Origin of the sequence: Streptomyces phaeochromogenes, assembly GCF_001418655.1 — a bacterium.
In the GTDB taxonomy this organism is placed as follows: Bacteria; Actinomycetota; Actinomycetes; order Streptomycetales; family Streptomycetaceae; genus Streptomyces; species Streptomyces phaeochromogenes.
The window spans coordinates 1-23669 of record NZ_LIQZ01000044.1; the positions used below are offsets into that span (position 1 = coordinate 1).

Annotated in this window: 20 protein-coding genes; 11 read left to right on the forward strand and 9 right to left on the reverse strand. The window is 71.1% G+C overall.

What is annotated here, in order from left to right; genetic code table 11:
- The 3 genes from AOK17_RS06425 to AOK17_RS06435 form a co-directional block, all read left to right on the forward strand.
- The coding region (locus tag AOK17_RS06425) for an ABC transporter permease (protein WP_157881275.1) at positions 1-1135 on the forward strand (1135 nt) is incomplete at its 5' end.
- Between the two features lie 19 nt (positions 1136-1154).
- Positions 1155-1928 (forward strand): hypothetical protein, encoded by a 774-nt coding sequence (locus AOK17_RS06430; protein ID WP_055611336.1) that lies wholly within the window; start codon positions 1155-1157, stop codon positions 1926-1928.
- Positions 1928-2929 carry a serine/threonine-protein kinase gene (locus AOK17_RS06435; protein ID WP_055611337.1) on the forward strand — a complete coding sequence of 334 codons (1002 nt, stop codon included), beginning with the start codon at positions 1928-1930 and terminating at the stop codon, positions 2927-2929. The genes AOK17_RS06430 and AOK17_RS06435 overlap by 1 nt, the downstream gene beginning before the upstream one ends.
- Before the next feature lie 80 nt (positions 2930-3009).
- On the opposite strand, the gene AOK17_RS06440 is transcribed toward AOK17_RS06435, so the two are convergent.
- A complete protein-coding gene (locus AOK17_RS06440) occupies positions 3010-3657 on the reverse strand; it encodes a class I SAM-dependent methyltransferase (RefSeq protein WP_055611338.1) in 648 nt (215 codons plus the stop codon).
- Between the two features lie 30 nt (positions 3658-3687).
- A complete protein-coding gene (locus tag AOK17_RS06445) occupies positions 3688-4965 on the reverse strand; it encodes a streptophobe family protein (protein ID WP_055611406.1) in 1278 nt (425 codons plus the stop codon).
- Between the two features lie 174 nt (positions 4966-5139).
- Here AOK17_RS06445 and AOK17_RS06450 point away from each other — a divergent pair, with 174 nt between their 5' ends.
- Positions 5140-6480, forward strand: a complete 1341-nt coding sequence (locus AOK17_RS06450; protein ID WP_079052829.1) for a DUF6777 domain-containing protein — start codon at positions 5140-5142, stop codon at positions 6478-6480.
- A 21-nt stretch (positions 6481-6501) separates the two neighbouring features.
- Here AOK17_RS06450 and AOK17_RS06455 read toward each other — a convergent pair whose 3' ends face one another.
- The 3 genes from AOK17_RS06455 to AOK17_RS06465 form a co-directional block, all read right to left on the reverse strand.
- Positions 6502-7971 (reverse strand): FG-GAP-like repeat-containing protein, encoded by a 1470-nt coding sequence (locus AOK17_RS06455; RefSeq protein ID WP_055611339.1) that lies wholly within the window; start codon positions 7969-7971, stop codon positions 6502-6504.
- A 208-nt stretch (positions 7972-8179) separates the two neighbouring features.
- Complete coding sequence (locus tag AOK17_RS06460; protein WP_055611340.1) at positions 8180-8962, reverse strand: class I SAM-dependent methyltransferase; 783 nt, start codon at positions 8960-8962, stop codon at positions 8180-8182.
- Positions 8959-10200, reverse strand: a complete 1242-nt coding sequence (locus AOK17_RS06465) for an epoxide hydrolase family protein (protein WP_055611341.1) — start codon at positions 10198-10200, stop codon at positions 8959-8961. The genes AOK17_RS06460 and AOK17_RS06465 overlap by 4 nt, the downstream gene beginning before the upstream one ends.
- 515 nt (positions 10201-10715) lie before the next feature.
- Between AOK17_RS06465 and AOK17_RS06470 the strand changes: the two genes are divergently transcribed.
- On the forward strand, positions 10716-11198 hold the full coding sequence (locus AOK17_RS06470) for a VOC family protein (RefSeq protein ID WP_055611342.1): 483 nt from the start codon (positions 10716-10718) through the stop codon (positions 11196-11198).
- Positions 11199-11335: 137 nt separating this feature from the next.
- Here AOK17_RS06470 and AOK17_RS06475 read toward each other — a convergent pair whose 3' ends face one another.
- The gene (locus AOK17_RS06475; RefSeq protein ID WP_055611343.1) at positions 11336-13108 is read right to left on the reverse strand and encodes an ABC transporter ATP-binding protein; all 1773 of its coding nucleotides are present in this window, start codon (positions 13106-13108) and stop codon (positions 11336-11338) included.
- A gap of 225 nt (positions 13109-13333) precedes the next feature.
- Here AOK17_RS06475 and AOK17_RS06480 point away from each other — a divergent pair, with 225 nt between their 5' ends.
- The 6 genes from AOK17_RS06480 to AOK17_RS06505 are packed head-to-tail and all read left to right on the forward strand — an operon-like array spanning position 13334 to position 21188.
- Entirely contained in the window at positions 13334-14917 is a 1584-nt protein-coding gene (locus AOK17_RS06480) for an ABC transporter substrate-binding protein (protein WP_055611344.1), read from the forward strand.
- A 2-nt stretch (positions 14918-14919) separates the two neighbouring features.
- Positions 14920-15876 carry an ABC transporter permease gene (locus AOK17_RS06485; protein ID WP_055611345.1) on the forward strand — a complete coding sequence of 319 codons (957 nt, stop codon included), beginning with the start codon at positions 14920-14922 and terminating at the stop codon, positions 15874-15876.
- Complete coding sequence (locus AOK17_RS06490; protein WP_055611346.1) at positions 15873-16772, forward strand: ABC transporter permease; 900 nt, start codon at positions 15873-15875, stop codon at positions 16770-16772. The genes AOK17_RS06485 and AOK17_RS06490 overlap by 4 nt, the downstream gene beginning before the upstream one ends.
- The gene (locus AOK17_RS06495; protein WP_055611347.1) at positions 16772-18508 is read left to right on the forward strand and encodes an ATP-binding cassette domain-containing protein; all 1737 of its coding nucleotides are present in this window, start codon (positions 16772-16774) and stop codon (positions 18506-18508) included. The genes AOK17_RS06490 and AOK17_RS06495 overlap by 1 nt, the downstream gene beginning before the upstream one ends.
- Complete coding sequence (locus AOK17_RS06500) at positions 18505-20541, forward strand: CocE/NonD family hydrolase (protein WP_055611348.1); 2037 nt, start codon at positions 18505-18507, stop codon at positions 20539-20541. The genes AOK17_RS06495 and AOK17_RS06500 overlap by 4 nt, the downstream gene beginning before the upstream one ends.
- Positions 20508-21188, forward strand: coding sequence for a TetR/AcrR family transcriptional regulator (locus AOK17_RS06505; RefSeq protein ID WP_055611349.1), 681 nt, complete (start codon positions 20508-20510; stop codon positions 21186-21188). Before AOK17_RS06500 ends, AOK17_RS06505 begins: the two co-directional genes overlap by 34 nt.
- A gap of 51 nt (positions 21189-21239) precedes the next feature.
- Here AOK17_RS06505 and AOK17_RS06510 read toward each other — a convergent pair whose 3' ends face one another.
- The 3 genes from AOK17_RS06510 to AOK17_RS06520 all read right to left on the reverse strand — a co-directional run bounded on the left by AOK17_RS06510 (position 21240) and on the right by AOK17_RS06520 (position 23476).
- Positions 21240-21479 (reverse strand): hypothetical protein, encoded by a 240-nt coding sequence (locus AOK17_RS06510; protein WP_157881276.1) that lies wholly within the window; start codon positions 21477-21479, stop codon positions 21240-21242.
- Between the two features lie 46 nt (positions 21480-21525).
- Positions 21526-22335, reverse strand: coding sequence for an IclR family transcriptional regulator (locus AOK17_RS06515; RefSeq protein ID WP_055611351.1), 810 nt, complete (start codon positions 22333-22335; stop codon positions 21526-21528).
- Positions 22336-22414: 79 nt separating this feature from the next.
- Positions 22415-23476, reverse strand: a complete 1062-nt coding sequence (locus AOK17_RS06520; protein ID WP_055611352.1) for an Lrp/AsnC family transcriptional regulator — start codon at positions 23474-23476, stop codon at positions 22415-22417.
- Positions 23477-23669: the final 193 nt, after the last annotated feature.

Here is a 23669-nt window from a genome sequence, read left to right on the forward strand (position 1 = left end):
GCGCGGCCTCGCCGACGACGGGCGGACCGTCATCGTGGTCACCCACAGTGTCCTCAGCCTCGACGTCTGCGACCGGCTGCTCGTCCTCGCTCCCGGCGGCAAGGTCGCCTACTACGGGCCGCCCGACGAGACCCTCGCCTTCTTCGGCTACGAACAGTGGCCCGAGGCGTTCGAGGCCTTCGAGCGGGATCGCGAACGTGACTGGGCCGGCGACTACCTGGCGTCGCTCCAGCACCGGCAGTACATCGTCAACTCCACCGCCCAGCCGCACATGGGCCAGGCCGCTCCGACACCGGGCACGGTCGCCCGCCCGCCCAAGGCGCAGAGCTGGGGCTCCCAGCTGGGCACGCTCGTGCGCCGGTACGCGGCGGCGCTCAGCGCCGACCGGACGTTCCTCGCCATCATGATCGCCCTGCCGTTCGTCATGGGCGCCATGGCCAGGGCCCTGGCCGGCAGCAAGCTGACGCAGGAGACGGCGATGAACGCGCTGCTCATCCTCTGCGTCGGCGGAGTCCTCACCGGCGCGGCCAACGCCGTACGCGAACTGGTCAAGGAACGGGTGATCTACCAGCGAGAACGGGCCGTCGGCCTGTCCAGATCGGCGTACCTGATGTCCAAGGTCGTCGTCCTCGGCACGATCACCGTCCTCCAGGCCGTCGTCCTGACCCTGGTGGCACTGCTCGGCGTCGACCTGAACGCGCCCGGCGGCGAGGGCGTGCTCATGTCCCCCCTCGTCGAGATCACGGTCGCCGTCGCCCTGCTCTCCTTCACCGCGATGATGCTCGGCCTCCTCGTCTCCGCGATGGTGCGCAAGGAGGAGGTCACGATGCCCCTGCTCGTGCTCCTCGCCATCGTCCAGGTCGTGTTCTGCGGCGCGCTGCTGAAGCTCGACGGCGTCCCGGGCATCGAGCAGCTGTCCTGGCTGGTGCCGTCCCGGTGGGCGCTCGGTGCCATGGCGGGCACCATCGGCCTGGCCCGCCTCGTCCCGGGCGACCTGACCGCCGACCCGCTGTTCAAGCACTCGGTGGGCGTGTGGCTGCTCAACATGGGCATGCTCGTCGTCCTCTCGGCCCTCTTCGGCTATCTGGTCGCCCGGCTGCTGAGGCGGCACGAACCCGAAGTCATGCGGAAGTAGCCCGCAGGAAGCAGGCGCGATGACGACGACCGAGGACTTCCGCCCCACCCACGTGGTCCCGCAGGACGGCCTGCCGGCCTGGGAGGCCCCGGACCCGACCAGGCCCACCGTGCCGCTCGACGCCCTCCTGCCGGTCCGTCTCGTCGAGCGGCGCGGTGACTGGGGGCACGTCCTGTGCGCCAACGGCTGGTCGGCGTGGGTCGACGGCCGCCTGCTGCTCGCCGTACCGCAGGAACCGCCCGCCGCCGGACAGCCCCTGGCCCGTACCGCAGACCCGCGCCCCCTGCTCGCCCGCGTCGAGGAGACGGTCGGCCGCTACCGGCAGACGGTCGAGGAACTGGCGGCCGGACGCCTCGACGGGGAGGAGTTCCACGGCCGTACGCTGGGCATGAAGGTCGGGATCGTCGTCGACGGCGAGGCCGTGTGGCTGTACGAGGCCGAGCACGAGCGGTGGGTGTACTGCGACGGCAACCGGCTGAGCACGTACGCGACTCCGAAGCCGGTCGAGGACGGACCGGCGCCCCATGGCGAGGCCGCACCCGAGCCGCCCGCCGCGGCCCGCCCCGAGCCGCCCGCGTCGGTTGACCCCGAGCCCACTCAGGTCGTGCCGGGCATCGGGCCGGAACCGACGAAGGCCGTGGGCGACACGGGTCCGGAACCGACACGGGTCGTGGGCAACACGGATCCGGAACCGACGCAGGTCGTGGGGGATGCAGGTCCGGAGCCGCCCGAGCCCGGGGAAGACCGCGGCCACGCGCCCACCCGGTTCGTCACGGGCGACGGTGACGGCTGATGCCGCACGACACGAGCCTGTACTCGGGGCGGCCCTCCGACCTGATCGGCAAGCAGATCGCCGGCTACCGGATCGAGCGCGAGGTCGGCCGCGGCGGCATGGCCGTCGTCTACCGCGCCAAGGACCTGCGCCTGGACCGCACGGTCGCCCTGAAACTGCTCGCCCCGGAACTGGCCCGCAACGACACCTTCCGCAAACGCTTCACGCACGAGTCACGGGTGGCCGCCGCGATCGACCACCCGCACATCGTGCCGGTCTTCGAGGCGGGCGAGACCGACGGCGTCCTCTACATCGCCATGCGGTACGTCGCCGGTCGCGACCTGCGCCATCTCCTGGACCGCGAGGGCCCGTTGGCGATCGCGGACGCCACCCGTATCGCCATCCAGGTGGCGTCCGCGCTCGACGCCGCCCACGACCACGGCCTGGTCCACCGGGACGTCAAACCGGGCAACATCCTGGTCGCGGCGGGCACGGACAGCGACCATCCCGAGCACGTCTACCTCACCGACTTCGGCCTCACCAAGAAGTCGCTGTCCCTGACCGGGTTCACGAGCGTCGGCCAGTTCGTCGGCACGCTCGACTATGTGGCACCCGAGCAGATCTCCGGACGTCCTGTCGACGGCCGCTGTGACGTCTACAGCCTCGCCTGCGTGGTCCACGAGACCCTGACGGGCCGTCCGCCCTTCCAACGGGACGACGACATGGCGCTGTTGTGGGCCCACCAGTACGACCAGCCGCCCACGCTGACCTCGCAGCGGCCCGAACTCGCCGAGGCGGTCGACGAGGTCCTGGCGAAGGCCCTCGCCAAGAGTCCCGACGACCGGTACGAGTCGTGCCTTGCCTTTGTCACCGCGTTGCGTGCGGCTGCGACGGGCGTGGTGGCCGCCGGACATGCGCCCACGCAGGTGGATATGCGTGCCCAGGACGGGCCTCGGCGTCCGGGGCCGCCGCCTGAGCCGCCGGGGTGGGCTCGGCCCGTGTTTCCCGGGTCGGCGGGGTGAGGGCCTGCCTGGACCGGGGGGCGTGCGGGTTGTGGTGGGCTGGTCGCGCAGTTCGCCGCGCCCCTGACGGGGCACCGATGTCAGACCTTGCTGAACAGCAAGTGAGCCTGCGGGAACTGGCGTTCCGCCTCCGGCGGGGCTGTCTGCCGTAGGCGGGCCGTCTCGGTGAAGCCCGTCTTGCTCAGCAGGTCGGCGACGCGGTCGGGGGACCAGTGGTAGGCGAGCGCCACCTTGTGGTCGAAGGACTCCGCGAGCTCCGAGGGGTCGTCGTGGGCCTGGAAGGCGAGCAGCAGGTGACCGCCGGGCGCGAGGACCCGGTGGAACTCGGCGAACACCCGCGGCAGTTGCTCCGGTGGGGTGTGGATGATCGAGTAGCGGGCCAGAACACCACCGAGGCTGTCGTCCGCCAGGTCCAGGGCGGTCATCGAACCCACCTCGAACCGCAGCTCCGGATGAGCCGCCCGGGCGATCGCGATCATCTCCGGCGAGAGGTCGACGCCGGACGCGTCCAGGCCGAACGAGTGGAGCAACCCGGTCACATGGCCCGGCCCGCAGCCGAGATCGGCGACCGGACCACCCTCGTTCGCCCGTACGAGGTCGGCGAACGCGATGAGCATGGCCCGGTCCAGCGGATGGTCCTCCAGACCGTTGGCGAAGTGTTCGGCATAGAGGGCGGCCATGGAGTCGTAGGCCGTTCGGGTGGTGCGCAGGAAGTCTGGTTCGATCATGGGTGCGTACCGTAGTACGCCCCACTGACATCAGGCCTTCGGGTTCTCCACCTCGCCGCGGTGGCGTACGCGCGAGGCGAGCAGTGCGCCCGCGAAGCCCGTGACCAGGCCCCAGAGGAGGGCGAAGCCGATCGCTCCCCACAGCTGGGGCCGCAGGAAGAGTTCACCGGACAGGCCGCCGCCGACGTCGCCGATGCCGAGCAGCGACAAGCCGTAGTGCGCGTCGATCCGGCCGACGAGGCAGACCGTGAGCACCGTGAGGGCGAGCGCCACCGCCATGTGCACGGCGTGCTGCCAGGCCCGTGTCCGGGCCGGTGAGCGTTTGGCCATCAGGAACGCGACGGCCAGCAGCAGCACGGCGTCGACGACCACGAGCCACCACACCCTGCCGTCCTGTTCGGAGAGCGTGCGCAGGTTGAGGGTCGAGATGTCGGGCGTCCGCAGCACGCTGTCCAGCACCTGCGGCATCGGCAGCCCGAACGGCCCCTCCACACGCCCCTCCCAGGAGGCGCCGAGACCGATCGTGAAGACCAGCCAGACGAGGTTCGGCAGCCCGAGAAGGACCACGGCGAGCGTCTCCGGCGCACGACCGCGCGTCACCGCCACCACCAGCGCGACCACCACGCCCAGGGCGACGAAGGCGAGGAGCAGCACCACCATGGCGTACGCGGCCGGCCGTACCGACTCCTGAAATCGCAGCAGCCGGGGAGGGAGCGGGGCCCTGGGCGAGACGAGCAGCGCGATCACGAGGACGCCCGCCAGCCACAGCAGGCCGAAGGCCAGCGTCACGGGCACGTCGGCCTTGAAGCCGACCCGGGGCGACGAGGCCCCGAAGATGTCACCGATGTCGGAGAGCGTGCCCTCGCCGAGCGAGATCGCGAAGGTCTGACGGGCCGACAGCGCCAGACCTGTCAGCGCGAGGAGCCACAGGACGGCGATCCTGGCGGCCCAGCCGGCCAGTTCGGGGGCGCCCGCGACGGCCCGGTGCCGCAGTGGCCGGAGGAACCCGGCGGCGACGACCAGTACGCCGGCGAGGGTGACCGACAGGGGAGTGACCGACATCCCCGCCTTGGTCTCGGCGATCGCTCCGGCGTCTCCGGTGAGTTCGATCGAGCCGCCGACCGCCACCACCACGGTGGCAGCGACGACCCGGGGGAACGCGCCGTCCGGCAGGTCGGCGGCGCCGGCCGCCCACAGGCCGAGCGCGGCGACCACGATCATGGCGATCAGCCCGGCCAGGACCGTCACCAGGGCGTGGATCCAGCCGTGGCGGGCCACTGCCTGGTCGGGCGCTGTCTGGAGGCTCACCCTGCCCACGCTAAGCAGGCCTTCGGCAGTGCGCCCGCCGAGAGGGCCGACCGCGTCGGCTTGCGGGGGGTACGGGACAGGAGCACACAATGGGCTTGTTGTGGAAGAAAGTGAAAGAAAGCGACGCAAAACGTAAGAAGCGTCGCGGGATCCCTACGCCGGGAAGAAGAGCTCGTGAGCGTCGAACCGCCGTCGTCCGGCCGCCCCACAGGACCGCCCTCCGGCCCCTTGTCGGGGCCGACCCAGCCGAGCCCCACGCCGCCACCTCCGGGAGACCAGGGCCCCTCGGGGCCGTCGGGTCCTTCGGGCGGCGGATCGGGTGGCGGATCGGGTGGTGGTCCTTCCGGGCCGTCGGGTCCCTCAGGTCCGTCGGGTCCGCCCGGTGACGGTCCAGGCGGTCCAGGTGATTCGGGAGGCCCGTCCGGTCCGGGCGGGCCGGGTCAGGGCCCCGGAAAGGGGTCCGACCGGGCCTGGTGGCAGTCGGCCCCGCGCGTCGCCGTCATCGCCGCCACGATCGTCGTAGCCGTCACGCTGGTCGTCGTCTTCACCCGTTCGGACGGTGGCACCTCGGGTGCGGGCGGCGGCGAGGTCTTCCTCCAGGCCGCGGGCAAGTCGGGCCCCGACCCGTTCACCGAGTCGACCGCGGAGAAGAGCTCCGCCCCGCCCGTGACACCGTCGCCGACGGAGACTGCCGAGTCCGGCAACGTCACGCGCGGCGTGGAGGGTTCGGCGCCCGGCCTCTACGGCGGTACGCAAAAGGTGGCCAGCTGCGACGTCGAGAAGCAGATCTCCGCACTCCAGAAGACCCCGGCCAAGAACAAGGCGTTCGCCTCGGTCCTGGGCCTCCAGCCGTCCGGCGTGCCCGCGTATCTGCGCTCGCTCACGCCCGTACAGCTGCGGATGGACACCCGCGTCACCAACCACGGCTACCGCGACGGCAAGGCCACCAGCTACCAGGCGGTCCTGCAGACCGGCACCGCCGTCCTCGTCGACGACCGCGGTGTGCCCAGGGTGCGGTGCGCCTGCGGCAACCCGCTGACGCCGCCGGTCGCGCTGAAGTCCACGCCGAAGCAGACCGGCGACTCCTGGCCGTCGTACCGGGCGTCGAACGTCGTGGTCGTCGCGCCCGCGACCCAGGTCATCAACATCTTCGTGATCTACGACCCGGACAGCGGCGACTGGTTCAAGCGGCACAAGGGCGACACCGGGGACAAGGACCAGAAGACGGATCCGCCGACGGACCGGCCCTCTCCGTCCGACAGTTCGCTGTCGCCGAGTTCCGCCTCGCCGTGCGTGTCCGTGCCTCCCGGTGAGACCGCGCCTCCGGGCGGCTCGGCGAGCCCCTGCCCGGAGACGTCCTCGGCGACACCCTCGTCACCGTCCCCGGAGACCGAGTCGCCCTCGTCCGAGCCCCCGTCGGCGGAGACCTCCGACTCGGAGTCGGCCGACACCACGACGGAGTCGGCCGCCAGCAACAGCGCCCCGGAGTCGGCCGCGACCGCCCCGGGGCTCTGAGCGCCGGTCCGCTCCGGCGGCCTACTCGTCGATCGCCGCGCCGAAGGCCGCGCCCAGGTAGGGGGCGCCGAGGGTTTCGGCGCCGTACGTCCACGAGCCCGTGGCCGTGATACCGCCCGCGCCGGCCGAGAGCACCCAGACGAACCCGTCGCCGGCGTTCTCGCCGGGCGCCGAGGCCAGCAGTCCGAAGCGGCCGTCCCTGTTGGGGTCGGTGAGACGGACCTGGCCGCCCCACTTGTCGCCCTTCTCGGGGACGCCGGGCACGTCTGCGGAGTCCTGGTCCCAGGACTTGGCGCCCGTCGCGGTCAGTCCGGCGGACGCGCCGCGCAGCACCCACACCGCGCCCGCGTCGGCGACCGTGCCGATGTCCTCGCCGGAGGCGCCGATCGCCACGTCCGCGTACCCGTCGCCGTCCGTGTCCGCGACCGAGAGGTCCGTGCCCCAGCCGTCGCCGCGCTCGGCGGTGCCGGGGACGCCGGGGGAGTCCTGCGTCCACCACTGGACCTCGTCCGCGGGGCCGTTCTCGCCGCCGTAGCGCACGCCGACCAGCCCGCCGGTGAGGGTCTCGCCGCCGTCGTCGGGGGAGTTCGGCTCGCCGGTCACCAGGTCGTCGTAGCCGTCGTTGTTGATGTCCCCGGACGCAGTGACCGGGCCGCCGCGCAGATCCCGCTCGTACTTCAGCCCGTCGGCGTTTCCGGACAGGTACGTGGACCAGCCGTGACCGGGCTCCTCTCCGCCGATCGTCACCCCCGAGACCACCAGGTCGGCGTAGCCGTTGTTGTCGTAGTCGCCCGTGGTCAGCGACTTGGGCAGGATGTGGCGCTGCTCGGCCCGTGCGGAGAGCCGGGTCGACGACTGCTCCTTGAGCGAGCTGGGTGCCGCGGAGTCGTAGGCGAACAGCTCCAGGTCGTCGTGGTCGAGTACGGCGAGCAGGTCGCCCGGCGTCTCGTCCGTGAAGTGCGCCGCGGCGAGCCCGACGCCGAACTGCTCGCCCGCGGTGGGCTCCTGAGTCTCCAGCCAGTCGCTGGCGGCGCCGGTGAGCCCCGCCTTCGAGCCCCACAGGATCGCCACGCCACCCGCGTCGGCGACGGTCCCGAGGTCCTCGCCGGGGATGCCGACGACGGCGTCGTCGTACCCGTCACCGTCCAGGTCACCGGTCGCGACCGCCTTGCCGAACGCGTCCCCCGCCTCGGCGGCGCCCGCGACACCGCCCGTGGACTGGCTGAACCGCGCCACATCGCTCGTCCCGATGCCCCTCGACGAGCCGTACTGCACGGTCACGAGACCGGCACCCTTCTTGCCACTGACGGTCGCCCCGGGCGCACCCACCAGCACGTCCTCGTACCCGTCACCGTTGAAGTCGCTGTTCCGGTCATCGGCGCGCGTACCACCCGGCGTTCCGGCGTACGCGGACGGGGCGGCGGCGATCCCCAGACCGGCCACGAGAAGAAATGACGCCGCGGCCAGAGCGGCGGAACGGTTCTTGCGCATGATTCGGCTCCTGACGAAAAGGACGACCGGGCAGCGCGGGGGTGTCCGGAAAGGGCCCGTTCCTTGTCCGGCGCACTGTTTGACACCGGATGGGGCGCAAGGGTTGTACGGGAGTTTCCACGGGCGACGGCAAGGCGGCCCCTGGTGTTCAACATCCGCGGGGCGAGCGGAAATGAAGGGGCGGTGATGGTGTACGTGATGGCGTCTGTCAGGAGCCCCCACCCCGCCGCACCAGGATCAGCTCGTGCAGGTACCGCTTCGTGACGCTGCCTCCGTGGCGGGTGTCGATCAGCTCACGGATGCCGTCCAACAGGCCCTTGCGGGCGGCCGGTTCGAGCGCGCGGTGGTTCGAGTACGTGAGCAGGAGGTCGATGTACGTCTGGGCGGTGTACGTGATCTCCTGCGGGAACCGGAGTGACTCGACCTGGCCGAACGCCTCCAAGTCCGTTGTGTCCGTGGCTGTTTCGGCGTCGGTCGACTGCCGCAGGCCGGGCGGTGTGGCCGGATCCCAGCGCTCGTAGCAGTCCTGGACCTCGACGAAGAAGTCGCGGCTGCCGCCCGCCGTGTGGTGCGTGGTGACGAGAGCGAGGGTTCCGTCCGGGCGAAGTGCGTCCGCCACCTTGGTGAGGCGCGTCGCGGGGTCGAGCCAGTGGAACGACGTCGCGGCCACCATCAGGTCGAACGGCTCCCGGGGCAGCGGCCATTGCTCGAACTCTGCCACCTCGACGCGCGCCCGCGGGAAGGCCCGCAGGTTGCGCCGCGCCACCGCCGCCATCGACGGGCCCAGTTCCACGGCGGTGATGCGACAGCCCAACTCGGCGATCGGGACCGTCAATTGGCCGGTACCGGGGCCGAATTCCAGGACCCGGCTGTTCGCGTCGAGGCCCACGCGGGCGTCAAACGCCCTGACCAGGGCTGGTGGATAGGAGGGCCGCGCCCGGTCGTACAGCTCGGCGTCCTCGTCGAAGATGCCACGCAGTGAACGGGTCATGCGGCGCCGCCGCCGACCCGAACGCTCCGGTCGCCGCCGTCACTTCGGTTCTGCCGCAGCTCACGGAAGAACGCCCGGACATCCCCGACGAGCAGATCCGGCTCCTCCATCGCCGCGAAGTGCCCGCCCCGGTCGAACTCCGTCCACCGCACGATGTTCTCCGTACGGTCCGCGACGTGCCGCAGCGGGATGAAGTTGTCCCATGGGAAGACGGCGAGCGCGGTGGGTGCCGTCGACGGCTGCACGGGCTCGCCCCAGCCGGCCGCGTGCGCCCGCTCGTAGTAGATCCGCGCGGACGAACCCGCCGTCCCCGTCAGCCAGTACAGCATCACGTTCGTGAGCAGCTGGTCCCGGTCCACGGCGTCCTCGGGACGGTCGTGCGAGTCCGTCCACTCCTCGAACTTCTCGACGATCCAGGCGAGTTGGCCGACGGGCGAGTCGGTGAGCCCGTAGGAGAGGGTCTGCGGGCGGGTCATCTGAACGGTGGCGTACCCCAGTCGCTCGCGGGTCCACTCCTCGTTGCGCCGCCACGAGGCGAGCGTCCTCTCACGCTCCGGCGGGCTCAGCGCGGCCAGTTCCTCGGGGATCGGCTCGGCGCTCGCGTGGGCGCCCGGCAGGAGGTTCAGATGGACGCCGATCATCCGGTCGGGGAAGGCGCGGCCGAGCTCACGGGAGATCCCCGCTCCCCAGTCGCCGCCCTGCGCCCCGAAGCGCGGGTAGCCGAGCCGGTCCATCAGCTCGGCGAACGCGGCGCCGACCCGCCTGAGCTCCCAGCCCGTGTCCCGCGTGGGCCCCGACAGACCGAACCCGGGAATGCTCGGCAGCACCACGTGGAACGCGTCGGCCGGGTCACCGCCGTGGGCACGCGGATCGGTCAGCGGCCCGACCACATCGAGGAACTCCACGATCGAGCCCGGCCAGCCGTGGGTGATGATCAGCGGCGTCGCGTCCGGTTCGGGTGAGCGGATGTGCGCGAAGTGGACATTCGCGCCGTCGATCGTCGTCGTGAACTGGGGCCACTCGTTCAGCCGGGCCTCGGCCGCCCGCCAGTCGTACGTGTGCCGCCAGTACCGCACGAGCTCCTTCAGATAGTCGCGCGGGACGCCGTACTCCCAGCCCACGCCCGGCAGTTCGTCCGGCCAGCGGGTGAGGTCGAGGCGTGCGTTCAGATCGTCGAGGTCGGACTGGGGGATGCCGAGGACGAAAGGGCGGATCGTGTCGTCGTGCGGGGAGGTCATGGCGGGCCATGCTAGTTCGGCACCGGCATCCGGTCGCGCGAATAAAAGCCGTGGTCACCGGGTGGTCGGGCGGTCATGAGGGGAGACCGTCGGGTTCGCCGAGCGGGCCGGCCTCCAGGTCCTACCCGTGCCGCCGCCACCCCGGATTTCACCTGCCAGAGCCGCCTGCGCCTTCGGGTGGCCCCGGCGGCGGCCTCGAACGCCCCGTGTCTTCCGAGGGACCCGTTGATCATGCCTTCCCGGACGGCCACCCTCGCCACGGCAGAGGCCGACCGTCCGGCCGGTGCCGCCGCCCCGGCCGCCACTCCGGCCGACCAGCCGACCAGCCAGTCTGGCCAGCCGGCCAGCCAGTCTGGCCAGCCGGCCGCCGCCCCGGCCGCCCCAGCCCTCGTCGTGACGCCCGGGCTTCAAGCCCCCGCCGTCACCCGCCCAGCCCGCTTTCCGGGCCACCGATGAGTTTTCGCACGAGGATCCGTCTACAGAAGAGACAGCGTTCACCGCTCCAGGAGGTACCCATGACCACCGACGGATTCACCACGTGCCTTTGGTTCGACGGCCAGGCCGAGGAGGCCGCGAACTTCTACGTCTCGGTCTTCAAGAACTCCCGCATCGGCACGATCCTCCGCTACAGCGAGGTGGGGCACGGCGAGCCCGGAACCGTACTGACCGTCGAGTTCGAGGCCAACGGCCAGAAGTTCTATGCCCTCAACGGCGGCCCGCAGTTCAAGTTCACCGAGGCCATCTCCTTCGAGGTCCGCTGTGACGACCAGGCGGAGGTGGACTTCTACTGGAACGCGCTCACCGAGGGCGGCGGCGAGGAGGGCCCCTGCGGCTGGCTGAAGGACAGGTTCGGCGTGTCCTGGCAGGTCACCCCCACCAGGCTGGTCGAGATGATCAGCGACCCGGACCAGCAGAAGGCGGATCGGGCCATGCAGGCCATGCTCAAGATGCACAAGATCGACGTCGCCGAGCTGGAGAAGGCCTACGCGGGCGAGTGAGGCGGCCGGCCACTTCCTGCCCCACCGGCCCAGGTGCGGAGACCCACTCCACCGGCCCAGGTGAGGCCATACGACCCACCGGCCCGGTGGGGTCCCGCGTCCCACCGGGCCCGGGTGAGTCTTCGTGACCCACCGGCTCAGGCGAGCTGGCCGCTGTGCAGCGCGGTGTACGCACCTCCGCGCTCCAGCAACTCCTCGTGCGACCCGATCTCCCGTACGGCACCGTCCCCCATCACCACGATCCGGTCCGCACCCCGGATCGTGGACAGCCGGTGCGCCACCACGAAGGTGGTGCGCCCACGCATGAGCCGGGCCAGGGCCTGCTGGACGAGCGCCTCCGACCGTGTGTCCAGCGCGGACGTCGCCTCGTCCAGGATGAGTACCCGCGGATTGCGGATGAGGGCCCGCGCGATGGCCAGCCGCTGGCGCTGTCCGCCCGAGAGCCGCGCCCCGTGCTCGCCCACCACGGTGTCGAGCCCGCGTGGCAGCCGGTCGACGAACTCCAGCGCGTTGGCGTCCCGCAGTGCCGCACGCACGGTCGCCTCGTCGGCGTCCGCGTCGTCCATGCCGTACGCGACGTTCTCCCGCACGGTCCCGTCGAACAGGATCGACTCCTGCGGCACGACGGACACGAAGCGCCGGTACGTCCGCAGGTCCAGCGTGTTCATGTCGGCCCCGTCCAGCAGCACCCGGCCCGAGGTCGGCCGGATGAACCCGATGACGAGACTGAGCACCGTGGACTTCCCGGCCCCCGAGGCACCGACGAGCGCGATGGTCTCGCCCGGCGCGACGGAGAGGCCGAAGTCCCGTACGGCAGGGCGGCCGGCGTCCTCGTACGCATAGCCCACGCCCTCGAACTCCACGGCACCGCGCAGCGAGTCGAGTCGCTCCTTGCCCTCGTTGTCCTCCAGCTCGGGTGCCTGGAGCACCTCGCCGACGGACCGTACGGACTCCAGGCCCTTGGTGATGACCGGAGCGAGGCCCGCCAGGGTGGTCGTGGAGTTGGTCAGCGTGGTGAGGAACGCGCTGAGCATGACGACGTCACCGGCCGAGACACCCCAGACGCCGTAGTACGAGACCAGCGCCGCCGCGGTCAGGAAGAGCACCCCGATCACGTTCAGGAACACCCAGGCCAGCGAGGCGAAGCGCCCGTTGAGCAGGTCCAGGCGCAACCCGGAGTTGAGCACCTTCCGCAGCGTGCCGTCCATGCGCCGCAGGGCCTTGCCCTCCAGACCGTGGGCGCGCGTGACAGGGATCAGCCGGGTCATCTCGGTCACCCGGGAGGACAGATGCTCGACCTCGTGGCGGAAGTCCTCGTTGTGCGTGCGCAGCCGGGTCCGCAGCCGCGCGACGAGCAGCGCGGCCACGGGGACCACGAGGAGGAAGACGGGCACGAACTCGGGGGTGCGGATCGCGATGATGACGAGCCCGCCCGCGAGCACGGTGACGGCACCGAGCCCGGTCTCGGCGGTCTGCTGCACCATCTGCTCGACCGTCTCCACGTCCCGCACGACCTTGACCTGCAGGACGCCCGCGCTGACGCGTGAGTGGTAGCCGATGGAGAGCTGCTGCATGCGCGTGCACAGGGAGGACCTGAGGGCCGTGCCCATGCGGCGCACGCTGCCGTACAGCAGGCGCACGTACAGCAGATGCAGGGGCATGTTGATCAGCAGGATGAAGAGGATGAATCCGGCGCTCAGCCACAGCCGGCCGACCGGTCCGTGCTGGACGACCGTGTCGATGATGGACGCGGTGACCAGCGGCAGCAGCCAGATCGGGCTGTGTTTGACCGTGAAGACGGCGAACGCGGCGGCGACCTTCCAGCGGTCGGCGCGGAACAGGTAGACGAGGGTGCGGACGGGGTGCTCGCCGCGGTAGCGGTGGTCGAGCGGTTTCTCCCACGAGGCCATGGTGGCCTTCCCTCCCCAGGGAGTGGCGGATGTGGCAAGCGCTTTCTTCCCTTGCCCCGATCGCCTACACCCGGCGGGTCCGATCTTCCCCGGGCCGCGTAACGGCTCGGTTTCCCCGGTTAATTTCCGGGTTCCGAGGGTTGGCGCGGAGCCGTTGGCTGGTTATCGTTCACGCACTTCACTCAATCGTTCCACTGAACGAATAGCGAGAAGGACGGTCGGTCCATGCCCGACATCCACCACCCAGGACGGCGCTCCGTCCTCGCCGCGGCCACGGCGGGCGCCGCGTCGCTCGGTGCGTCCTGGCTGCTCACGGGCTGTACGGGGGCCTCGGCGGCTCCCGCGCTGCCCACGGACGCGAAGGGGGGCACCCCCGACCGCGGCGGCACCCTCCGCATCGCCCGGCCGCCCGCCTCCGACGCCGAGACCCTCGACCCGGCGAGCGCCCTGTCCGCGTACGAGTACCTGGGCGCCCTCTACAACCGCCTGGTCCGTGTCGGCGCCAACGGCGACCTGGTCCCCGACCTCGCCGAGTCCTGGGAACCGGACGCCAAGGCCCGCACCTGGACCTTCCGCCTCCGCGCGGGCGTCACCTTCCACGACGGCCGGAAACTCACCTCCGCCGACGCCGCGTACACACTGCGCCACATCCTCGCCAAGGAGACCGCGTCCCCGCAGGCGGCCGTCCTCGCCCCGCTCATCGACCCCGGGAAGCTGCGCACGCCCGACGCCCGCACACTCGTCGTGCCGCTCAAGACCCCCAACGCGGAGTTCCCGAGCCTCCTCACGCACTACAACTGCTACGTCATCCCCGACGGCAGTGCCCGCGGCATCGGCCGCACGGGCGTCGGCACCGGCCCCTTCAAACTGGAGTCGTTCACCCCCGCCGGCCCGGGGCGGATCACCGCGTACGAGGACCACTGGGCGGGCCGCCCGGTCCTGGACGCCATCGACTTCTACTCCGTCGCCGACATGTCGGCCCGCTCGAACGCCCTGCTCGCCGGGCAGGTCGACCTCCTCTCGCAGACCAACCTGGACTTCGCCACCGCCCGTGTCGTCGCCGCCTCCGACCGCGCCACGATCGCCCGCGTCGAGAACGCCCAGTGGTACGTGCTGCCGATGCTGACGACGGAGAAGCCCTTCACCGACGTGCGTGTCCGGCAGGCGATGAAGCTCGCCTACGACCCCGAGCACGTCGTGAAGGTCGCGCTGCAGGGCGCGGGCACGGCCGGCTGGGACAACCCCGTGCCGCCGAGCGACCCCGCCCACATCACCGCGCACCCCAAGCACGACCCGGAACAGGCCCGGCACCTGCTGAAGAAGGCAGGCCACGAGGGCCTCACCGTCGACCTCTACACGTCCTCGTACGACCCGGTCTTCACGCCCATGGCCCTCGCCTACCAGGACTCGGCCAAGCGGGCCGGGATCCGGATCCGGGTGAAGACGGCCTCGGCGGACTCGTACTACACGCAGATCTGGATGAAGAAGCCGCTCATGGCCACCTACTGGTACACCGGCAGACCCGTCGACCAGCTCTTCACCCAGGTCTTCCGCGGCGGTTCCTCGTACAACGAGACCGCATGGTCGGACAAGAACTTCGACGCGCTGCTCGACCGGGCCCGGCAGGAGACCGACGACGAGAGGCGGCGCGAACTGTACGGCGAGGCGCAGACCTTCGTCATGGAGAAGGGCGGGGCGATGACCCCGATGTTCGCCGACCGGCTCGTCGGCATCTCGCGCAAGGTACGCGGATACGCCGAGCACGGCTTCGAGTTCGACTACCTCGGCATCGGTCTGAAGGGGGCCTGAGCATGTTCTCCTTCATAGCCCGCAGAGCGGGCGCCGCGATCGGCACGCTGTTCCTCTCCTCCGTCCTCGTCTTCCTCGCCGTACAGGCCCTGCCCGGCGATGTCGCCACCCAGGTCCTCGGCAAGGACGCGACCCCGGACGCAGTCTCCGCCCTCCGCGAGAAACTGAAACTCGACCAGCCCGCCTGGGAGCGGTACGTCGACTGGATCGGCGGCGCGCTGCACGGGGACTTCGGCCTCTCCCTCGTGTCCGGCAAGGCGGTCGGCGGCGAAGTCGGCATGTACCTCGGCAACTCCGCGCTCATCGCCCTGGTGACCGTCCTCTTCGCCGTCACCGGCTCGATCGTCCTCGGCATCCTCGCCGGCCTCTACCGCGACCGCTGGCCCGACCATCTGATCTCCACGGTCAGCCTGATCGGGATGAGCGTCCCCGAATTCGTCGTCGCCACCGTCCTGGTGCTCTGCTTCTCGGTCGCCCTGCCGTGGTTCCCGGCGGTCGTCCTGTACGGCCCCGAGGCGAGCGTCGGCCAACTCATGCCCGCCGTATGGCTTCCCGCCCTCGCGCTCGCCGTCGTCATGGCCGCGTACATCGTCCGGATGGCCCGCACGTCCGTCATCGACGTCATGGCCGGCGAGTTCGTCACCACGGCCCGCCTCAAGGGCCTGTCGACCTGGCGGGTCGTCACCCGGCACGCGCTGCCCAGCGCCCTGCTCCCGACGCTGCACGTCATCGCCCTGAACGTCGCCTGGCTGGCGGGTGGGGTCGCGGTCGTCGAGAACGTCTTCAACTACCCGGGCATCGGAAAGCTGATGCTCGCCTCCGTGCAGAACCGCGACCTGCCCGTCATCCAGGCCATCGCACTGATCAGCGCGGTCGTGTACGTGGTCTGCAACCTCGCCGCCGACCTCGGCGCCATGGCCCTCAACCCCAAGCTCCGTACGCGCGGGAGGACCCGATGACCACCCTCGACACCCCGGCGGCAGTGCCCGCCGTCCCCGTCGCACCAGCGTCCGCGGCGGCCCGGGCCTGGCGCACGGTGCGCTCCTCGCGGGCGGCCACCATCGGCCTCGCGATCGTCGCCGTCCACGTCCTGATCGCGCTCCTCGCACCGCTCCTCACGTCCTACGATCCCATCGCCAACAACGCCGACCAGGCGCTGCTCGGGCCGAGTTGGGAGCACTGGGCGGGCACCGACCAGTACGGCCGTGACGTCCTGGCACGCGTCCTGTACGGCGGCCGGTACGCCATCGGAGTCTCCGTCGCCGCGACGCTCGTGACGCTGCTGATCGGCACGGTCGTGGGATGCGCCGCGGCCCTGCGCGGCGGCTGGTTCGACGACGTGCTGGGCCGGGTCCTCGACGCGGTACTGTCCGTGCCGTCGGTCCTGGCACTGCTGGTCATCGTCACCGCACTCGGCACCGGCCCCTCGGTCATCGTCCTCGCGATCGCCGTCGTGTACGTCCCCCAGGTCGTACGCGTCGTGCGGGGCGCGGCGCTGGCGGTCGTGCCCGCCGACTACGTGACCGCGGCGCGGGCCAGGGGCGAGTCCACCTGGGCGATCCTCCGGCGCGAGATCCTGCCGAACATCACCGACGTGGTCTGTGTCGAGTTCGCCATGCGGGCCTCGTGGGTCGTGCTGCTGATCTCCTCGCTGTCCTTCCTCGGCTTCGGCGCCGATCCGCCCACTCCGGACTGGGGCCTGATGGTCGCCGAGAACCGCACGGCCATCACCGTCGTCCCGATGGCGAGCCTCGCACCGATCATCGCCCTGGCCACACTCGTGGTGGGGCTCAACCTCGCGGCCGACGGCCTCTCCAAGGCGTGGGGCGTCGACCGGATCAGGGAGGGGTCCTGATGACCGCGATCGTCTCTGTCACCGAATTGTCGGTGGCCTATCGCTCGGGTGGCTCCGGCGGACGCGATGTGCCCGTCGTGCGCGAAGTGTCCCTGGACGTGCTGCCCGGGCAGACCCACGCGTTGGTCGGCGAGTCGGGCAGCGGCAAGTCGACGGTCGCGGCGACGCTCCTTGGACACCTGCGGCACGGTTCGCGTGTGACGGGCGGTTCGGTGAGGGTCGGTGGAGCCGACGTATTCGCCCTGCCCGCACGGGAGTTGAGGCGCCTGCGGGGCGGGACCGTCGCCATGGTCGCGCAGAACGCGGGCCACGCCCTCACCCCCTCCATGCGGATCGGACGGCAGATCGCGGAGGCGGGCGGGGACGTCCCCGTCGTGGACCTCCTCGAACAGGTCCGGCTGCCCCGCCCCGCCGAACTCGCCCGCCGCTACCCGCACGAACTCTCCGGCGGCCAGCAGCAGCGCGTCGCCATCGCCATGGCCATCGCCGCCCGCCCGAAGGTCCTCGTCCTCGACGAGCCGACGACCGGGCTCGACGTCATCACCCAGCGCGGGGTCCTCGACCTCATCGGAGCGCTCCGCGACGAACTCGGCCTCGCCGCTGTGCTGGTGAGCCACGACCTCGGCGTCGTGGCGCACATGGCCGACGAGGTGACCGTGCTGCGGTCCGGCCGGGTCGTGGAGGCCGCGGCTACCGGCCGGCTGTTCGCGGCGCCCCAGGACCCGTACACCAGACGCCTGTTGGCGAGTGTGCCGCGGCTCGACGACGAGGGGCTCGCGCTGGTGGGGGCGGCGGGGGAGCGGGAGGTGCGGCCGAGGGCCGTCGTGTCCGGCGACGCTCCCGTCGCCGTCTCCGCTCGGGACGTCACGATCGACTACGGGTCCGCGCGTGCCGTGGACGGTGTCTCCTTCGATGTCCGGCGTGGCGAAGTCCTCGCCCTGGTGGGGGAGTCGGGCAGCGGGAAGTCCACGCTCGCCTGGGCTCTCGCCGGATTGCGGACTCCGTCCGGCGGCACGATGACTCATGCGGGCGGCGACCGTCCGTCGGGCGACACCAAGTCCGGTGACCTCAGGTCCGGTGACCGTGAGTCGGGCGATCTCGCCAGGCCCGCCGGGAAGCGGCCGTTGTCGCTGCGGCGGCGGGTTCAACTCGTGTTCCAGAACGCCGACACATCGCTCAATCCGCGTCGTTCGGTGGGCGATGCCGTGCGGCGGCCGTTGCGGTTCTTCGGCACGGTGGGTTCGCGGGCCGAGGCCGTCGATCGGGCTCGGCAGCTCATCTCCGACGTGCGTCTCGAACCTGCTCTCGCCGAGCGGCTGCCCGCGCAGCTCTCCGGCGGGCAGCGGCAGCGGATCGGGATCGCGCGGGCGCTTGCGGGCGAGCCTGATGTGCTGATCGCGGACGAGATCACGACGGCGTTGGACGTGTCGGTTCAGGCCGATGTGCTGCGGCTGCTCGATGATCTGCGGCGGGAGCGGGAGTTGGCCTGTCTGTTCATCAGCCATGACCTGGCGGTCGTGCGGGGGCTCGCCGATCGGGTTGTCGTGTTGCGGCATGGGGTTGTGGTGGAGGAGGGGCCTACGGATGCGGTGTTCTCCGCGCCCGGGCATCCCTATACGCGGCAGTTGATGGCTGCCGTGCTTGAGCCTTTGCCGGGAGTGGGGCCTGTCGTCGACGGGGGCGAAAACACACCACCCACCAACCGCCGCAAGCCATACACCCAAGGAGCCCCGTGAAATACCGCGAGCACTTCGACCGGCAGGTCGCGTGTGAGGACGTCTGGATCCCCACCCGGGACGGGCGAACGCACCTGCACGCCCGCATCTGGCGCCCGACCGACGCCGAGACAGACCCCGTGCCCGCCCTCCTCGAATACCTCCCGTACCGCAAGACCGACTGGACGGCCCCCCGAGACGCCCAACGCCACCCCTGGTACGCCGGCCACGGCTACGCGTCCGTACGCGTGGACATCCGAGGCCACGGCGACAGCGAGGGAACCCCCGGCGACGAGTACGACGCACAGGAACTCGCGGACGGCGTGGACGTCGTCAACTGGCTTGCGGAGCAGCCCTGGTGCACGGGCAAGGTCGGCATGTTCGGGATCTCGTGGGGCGGTTTCAACTCGCTCCAGATCGCCGCCCTCGCCCCCGAACCGCTGAAGGCGATCGTCACGGTCTGCTCGACGGACGACCGGTACGACAACGACGTGCACTACACGGGCGGCGCCGTCCTCGGTATCGACATGCTGGCCTGGGCGGGCACGATGCTGGCGTTCGCGGCCCGCCCGCCGGACCCGACGAGCGTCGGCGAGGACCGCTGGCTGCCGATGTGGCGCGAGCGCCTCGAAGCGCTCGACCCGTTCCTGCACACCTGGCTGGCGCACCAGCAACGTGACGACTACTGGCGGCACGGCAGCGTCTGCGAGGACTACACGGCGATCGACGCGGCGGTCCTGGCCGTCGGCGGCTGGAACGACCCCTACCGCGACACCGTGCTGCGGCTCGTGGAGCACCTGCCGGACGACCGCGTACGGGGGATCGTCGGGCCCTGGTCGCATCAGTACCCGGACCGCGGCCTGCCGCCCGGCCCGGCCATCGGGTTCCTCCAGGAGACCCTGCGCTGGTGGGACCAGCACCTCAAGGGCGAGGACACCGGCGTCATGCGCGAGCCCAAACTCCGTGCCTGGCTGAACGACCCGGTCCCGCCCGCCACTTCGTACGACGTGATGCCCGGACGCTGGGTGGGTGACGACAACTGGCCCTCCCAGTCGGTCAGTTGGGACGAGCGGCCCCTCGGGAGGACCGCCGCCGCTCCCGTCCTCGTACGCTCGCCGCAGCACACCGGTCTCGACGCAGGCCGCTTCTTCCCCTTCGGCAACGCGAGCGATCTGCCGCCCGATCAGCGGGAGGAGGACGGCCGTTCGGTCTGCTTCGACTCCGCGCCGCTGGACGGGAGGGTGGAGATCCTGGGGCGTCCGCGCGTCCGGCTCCGGCTCGACAGTGCGGTACCGCGCGCCCATGTCGTCGCCCGCGTCTGCGATGTCGCACCCGACGGGTCGTCCACCCTCGTCACCCGAGGAGTCCTCAACCTGCTGAGCAGGCACGGGCGCGATCGGGCCGTGGAGTGGACCCCGGGCACGTACGAGACCGTGGAGTTCGAGCTCAACGGCATCGGGTACGCCTTCCCGCCCGGCCACCGCATCCGGGTCGCCGTATCGGACACGTACTGGCCCTGGGTGTGGCCGCACGGCGAGCGCGGCCGATTGACCGTGCTGCCCGCCGACAGCGCCCTGCTCCTGCCCGTACGGGACCCCGCGTCGGACGAGCACGAGGATGAGCACGAGGGCCGGGGGCCCATCCGGTTCGAAGAGCCCGAGCAGGCCCCGCCGCTGCCCGTCACCTACGAGCGGCCCGCCGAGGCGACACCGGAGCGGCTGGTCACGTACGACGTCGCGAAGGGGGAGTGGACGCTGGAGGTCGACCCCAACTACGGCGGATCGCGGGTCTACCCGGACGGGCTGCGCTACGAGGAGAGCGCACGTGAGACGTACCGGATACGGGCCGACGATCCGCTGTCGGCGGTGGCCGTCTCCGAGTGGACGATCCGGCTGCGGCGCGGCGACGACTGGGACGCTGAGATCATGACGCGTACGGAGCTGCGGGCCACGGCCACGGAGTTCATCATGGACAGTCGCATGGAAACACGGGCGGACGGAGAGACAGTGGTCAAGCGCGCATGGCACCGCACCACCCCGAGGACGTCGGCGTGAAGGCCGCGAAGACGCCCCGCCGTGCCGTCGCCGCCGCCGACCGCACCCGCCAGCCCACCGAGGTCCGCCGCAGGCTCATCGTGGAGGCGGCCGTCCCGCTCATCGCGGAGCGCGGGTACGCCTCGGTGGGAGTGCGGGACGTCGCCGCCGCGGCCGGAGTGTCGGTGGGGACGGTCACGTACCACTTCGGCAGTGTGCAGGAGATCCTCTCCGAGGCGATGGTGCTGCACATCGAGCGCTACTACGCGGCGCTGAACGAGGCCGCCGAGGAGGCGGCCGGCAGCGGTGAGGCGCTGCGGCTGCTGATCGACGCGCTGTTCACGGAGGACACCGACCGGCACTGGCGCATGTGGTTCGACTACTGGAGCGCGGGCGACCGCGACCAGGACCCCGAGCAGGCCTTCGCGAGCGGCCAGGCCAAGCGCTACGAGGACTGGCACAGCCAGATCCGCGCCCTGGTCGAACGGGGCGTCGCCGACGGGGAGTTCACCTGCGAGGACCCGACCGGCTTCACCGTCCGCTTCGCCGCCCTCTCCGACGGACTCGCCCTCCAGCGGCTGCGGCAGTCGCCCGCGCTGAGTACGGAGGACGCGCGTCGGCATCTGTACCGGCTGGTCGAGTCCGAGCTGCGGACGGACGGCCCGTAGGAGCTTCGTGGGTCTCCGACTCTGGTTCGCGGCAGGAGGGGCGGCCGCAGGTCAGGCGGTGTCCCTGCGGCCGGGCGGGAACTCGTTCCCGTCGCGGTCGGACACCGTCGCGAACCAGGACGTGGCCCAGACAGCCAGACAGTCGGCCTCGTGGACGGTCGTGAACGGCTGGTCGTTCCATGTCCCGTACGAGGTGACGCACACGGTCTCCCCGGGCATCAGCCAGTAGTCCTGCCCGAACGGCTCCAGCCACAGCTGAAGTTGTTCCGTGCCGCTGTTCTGCACCAGCATCGGCACCGGGGCGGCCGGGAACAGCCCGGTCGCGGCGTCGTCCTCGTCACAGCGGGGCGCGGTACGCCTCGAAGACGCTGAGCCTGGAAGTGATCGTGTGCGATGCCGTGGTGAGGGCCACCAGCATCCGGGCGATGTTGCTGCCCGCCGTGGGAGCGATCACCGACAGGGCACCCACAAACGGATGGTCGGTGCCCCGCACGGGTACCGCGACGGCGAGATAGCCCTGGCGGTGCTCCTCGATCTCCGTCGCGTAGCCCTGCTCCCTGATGCGGGCCAGTTCGTCGGGGAGTTGTGCCGCGGTCAGGGTGCGGGGTGTGCGGCGGAGCATCAGCGGCACGACCGCGGGCAGCGGGTACTGGTCCGGGAGCATGGCGAGGGTCAGCTTTCCGGCGGCCGTGCTGTGCAGGTGCATGTGCCGCCCGGTCAGGCTGGACCTGGCCCGGTTGCGGTGCCCGCCGACGTTCTCGATGCACAGCAGTTCCGACGCGTTCGGCACGGACAGCGTGATGGCGTTGTCGAGGTTCTGCGCGAGGTTCTCGATGACGGGCCGGGCCGCCTCACGCAGGGTCCGCTGACGGGGCGCGCGCAGGCCGATCTCGTACAGCTGAAGGCCGAGCCGGTAGTGGGAGCCGTCGCGTTCAAGGAGTTCGCCGGCGACCAGTTCCTGGCAGAGGCGGTGGACGGTGGCCTTCGCGACCCCGGTGCGGGCGGTCAGTTCGGTGAGGCTGAGCGAGAAGTCGTCCTCCCGGAAGGCACCCAGGATGAGCCCGACCTTGCCGAGGACCGTTTTGGGAGGCTCTCCGTCCCCTCCGGCCACGTCCTCGCGTTCACGGTGGGAGCTTGCGGTTGTCATGGTTTGTCCTCCTCACCTCGGTGGCGCGTTCCCCGGAGGGGGTGTCCACCAGAACGAGGAAATGAAATATAGGTGTTTCTCAATTTCGTGGCGATGTACTCGCTGTGACGTTTTCGACGGTGGGGTGAGGCGCCTGGGGGTGCCGGAGCGGGACGACGCCCACGCAGCGGCCGTCCCGGTCCAGGAGTCGCCCCATGTGCTTGACCGTGCGCAGCACCACCGAGCGGTCGCTGATCGTGAGACGGGGCAACCGCCGCGAGAGGTGCGCCTCGAAGGCGTGCACGTCGTGGAGGTCGCGCAGCCACACGTCGATCACCAGGTTGTGCGGGCCGGTCGTGATGGCGCACGAGCGGACCTCGCGTACCCCGGACAGCACCTGGCTGGTCTCCTCCACGTACTGGCCGGGGACCGAGGCGAAGTACACGGCGGACAGCGGCCATCCCGACAAGGGCCGGGCCAGATCGCAGCGCAGGCTCAGCCGGGCGGCGAGCAGCGACTGCAGCCTGCGGCGCACCGTGGTGAGGCTCGTGTCCGTCGCCGCCGACAGGTCGGCCAGCGACATGCGCCCGTCCGTGCCCAGCAGCTCCAGCAGACGTGTGTCCAGGTCGTCCCACCGGCTCTCGGCCGCGGGCGCGGGCAGAGCGGATGGTGGCACGGCCGCCTCGACCCGTGCGGTCTGGGCCTCGTCCAGGCTGCGCAGCCGCCAGCGGCTCCCCTCGGTGGGGACCCCCGTCGACACGTGCGTACGCGTCGCCCGTACCCCCGGTGTCCGCTGGAACAGCTGCGTGGACAGGCGCCCCAACTCGTCCAGACTGCGGGCCTGCACGGCGGTCACCAGATCCCGGCCGCCCGCCGTGAGCTTGATGTTCGCCACGGCCGGGTCCTGGGCGAAGGCCATCGCCACGTCCTCGGCGAGGCCCGGCTCGGTGTCCACCTCCACCACGCCGGTCACCACGATCCGTGTGTTGGACAGCCGCGGATAGGCGGTCACCCAGGCCAGGCCCGCCTCCTCCAGCCGGTGCCAGCGCCGCGCGGCCGTGACCGGGTTGACCCCCAGCACCTCGCCGACGAGCGTCCACGGGGCCCTCGGGTGGATCTGCAGGACGTGCACGACGCCCCGGTCCAGTTCGTCGAGCTCCATGGAGGCCCCCGCCGTGGCCCTCGCCGAAGCATCCGCCGAGGCTTCCGGCGCGGCCGAATCCTGCACGCCCTTGGGCGGCGCATCTCTGCGCACGCCGAGGGAATCCGGCGAGAAATCTGCACCGTCACTCCAGGTTTTTCTTTGCATTCCACACTCCCTTCGCCTGCATCACCTACGGAGGAGTGACCCCGCT

Coding starts and splice junctions, on each gene's coding strand:
- AOK17_RS06430 (WP_055611336.1), top strand. CDS start 1,155: ATGACGACGACCGAGGACTTCCGCCCCACCCACGTGGTCCCGCAGGAC.
- AOK17_RS06435 (WP_055611337.1), top strand. CDS start 1,928: ATGCCGCACGACACGAGCCTGTACTCGGGGCGGCCCTCCGACCTGATC.
- AOK17_RS06440 (WP_055611338.1), bottom strand. CDS start 3,657: ATGATCGAACCAGACTTCCTGCGCACCACCCGAACGGCCTACGACTCC.
- AOK17_RS06455 (WP_055611339.1), bottom strand. CDS start 7,971: ATGCGCAAGAACCGTTCCGCCGCTCTGGCCGCGGCGTCATTTCTTCTC.
- AOK17_RS06460 (WP_055611340.1), bottom strand. CDS start 8,962: ATGACCCGTTCACTGCGTGGCATCTTCGACGAGGACGCCGAGCTGTAC.
- AOK17_RS06465 (WP_055611341.1), bottom strand. CDS start 10,200: ATGACCTCCCCGCACGACGACACGATCCGCCCTTTCGTCCTCGGCATC.
- AOK17_RS06470 (WP_055611342.1), top strand. CDS start 10,716: ATGACCACCGACGGATTCACCACGTGCCTTTGGTTCGACGGCCAGGCC.
- AOK17_RS06475 (WP_055611343.1), bottom strand. CDS start 13,108: ATGGCCTCGTGGGAGAAACCGCTCGACCACCGCTACCGCGGCGAGCAC.
- AOK17_RS06480 (WP_055611344.1), top strand. CDS start 13,334: ATGCCCGACATCCACCACCCAGGACGGCGCTCCGTCCTCGCCGCGGCC.
- AOK17_RS06485 (WP_055611345.1), top strand. CDS start 14,920: ATGTTCTCCTTCATAGCCCGCAGAGCGGGCGCCGCGATCGGCACGCTG.
- AOK17_RS06490 (WP_055611346.1), top strand. CDS start 15,873: ATGACCACCCTCGACACCCCGGCGGCAGTGCCCGCCGTCCCCGTCGCA.
- AOK17_RS06495 (WP_055611347.1), top strand. CDS start 16,772: ATGACCGCGATCGTCTCTGTCACCGAATTGTCGGTGGCCTATCGCTCG.
- AOK17_RS06505 (WP_055611349.1), top strand. CDS start 20,508: ATGGCACCGCACCACCCCGAGGACGTCGGCGTGAAGGCCGCGAAGACG.
- AOK17_RS06510 (WP_157881276.1), bottom strand. CDS start 21,479: ATGCTGGTGCAGAACAGCGGCACGGAACAACTTCAGCTGTGGCTGGAG.
- AOK17_RS06515 (WP_055611351.1), bottom strand. CDS start 22,335: ATGACAACCGCAAGCTCCCACCGTGAACGCGAGGACGTGGCCGGAGGG.
- AOK17_RS06520 (WP_055611352.1), bottom strand. CDS start 23,476: ATGGAGCTCGACGAACTGGACCGGGGCGTCGTGCACGTCCTGCAGATC.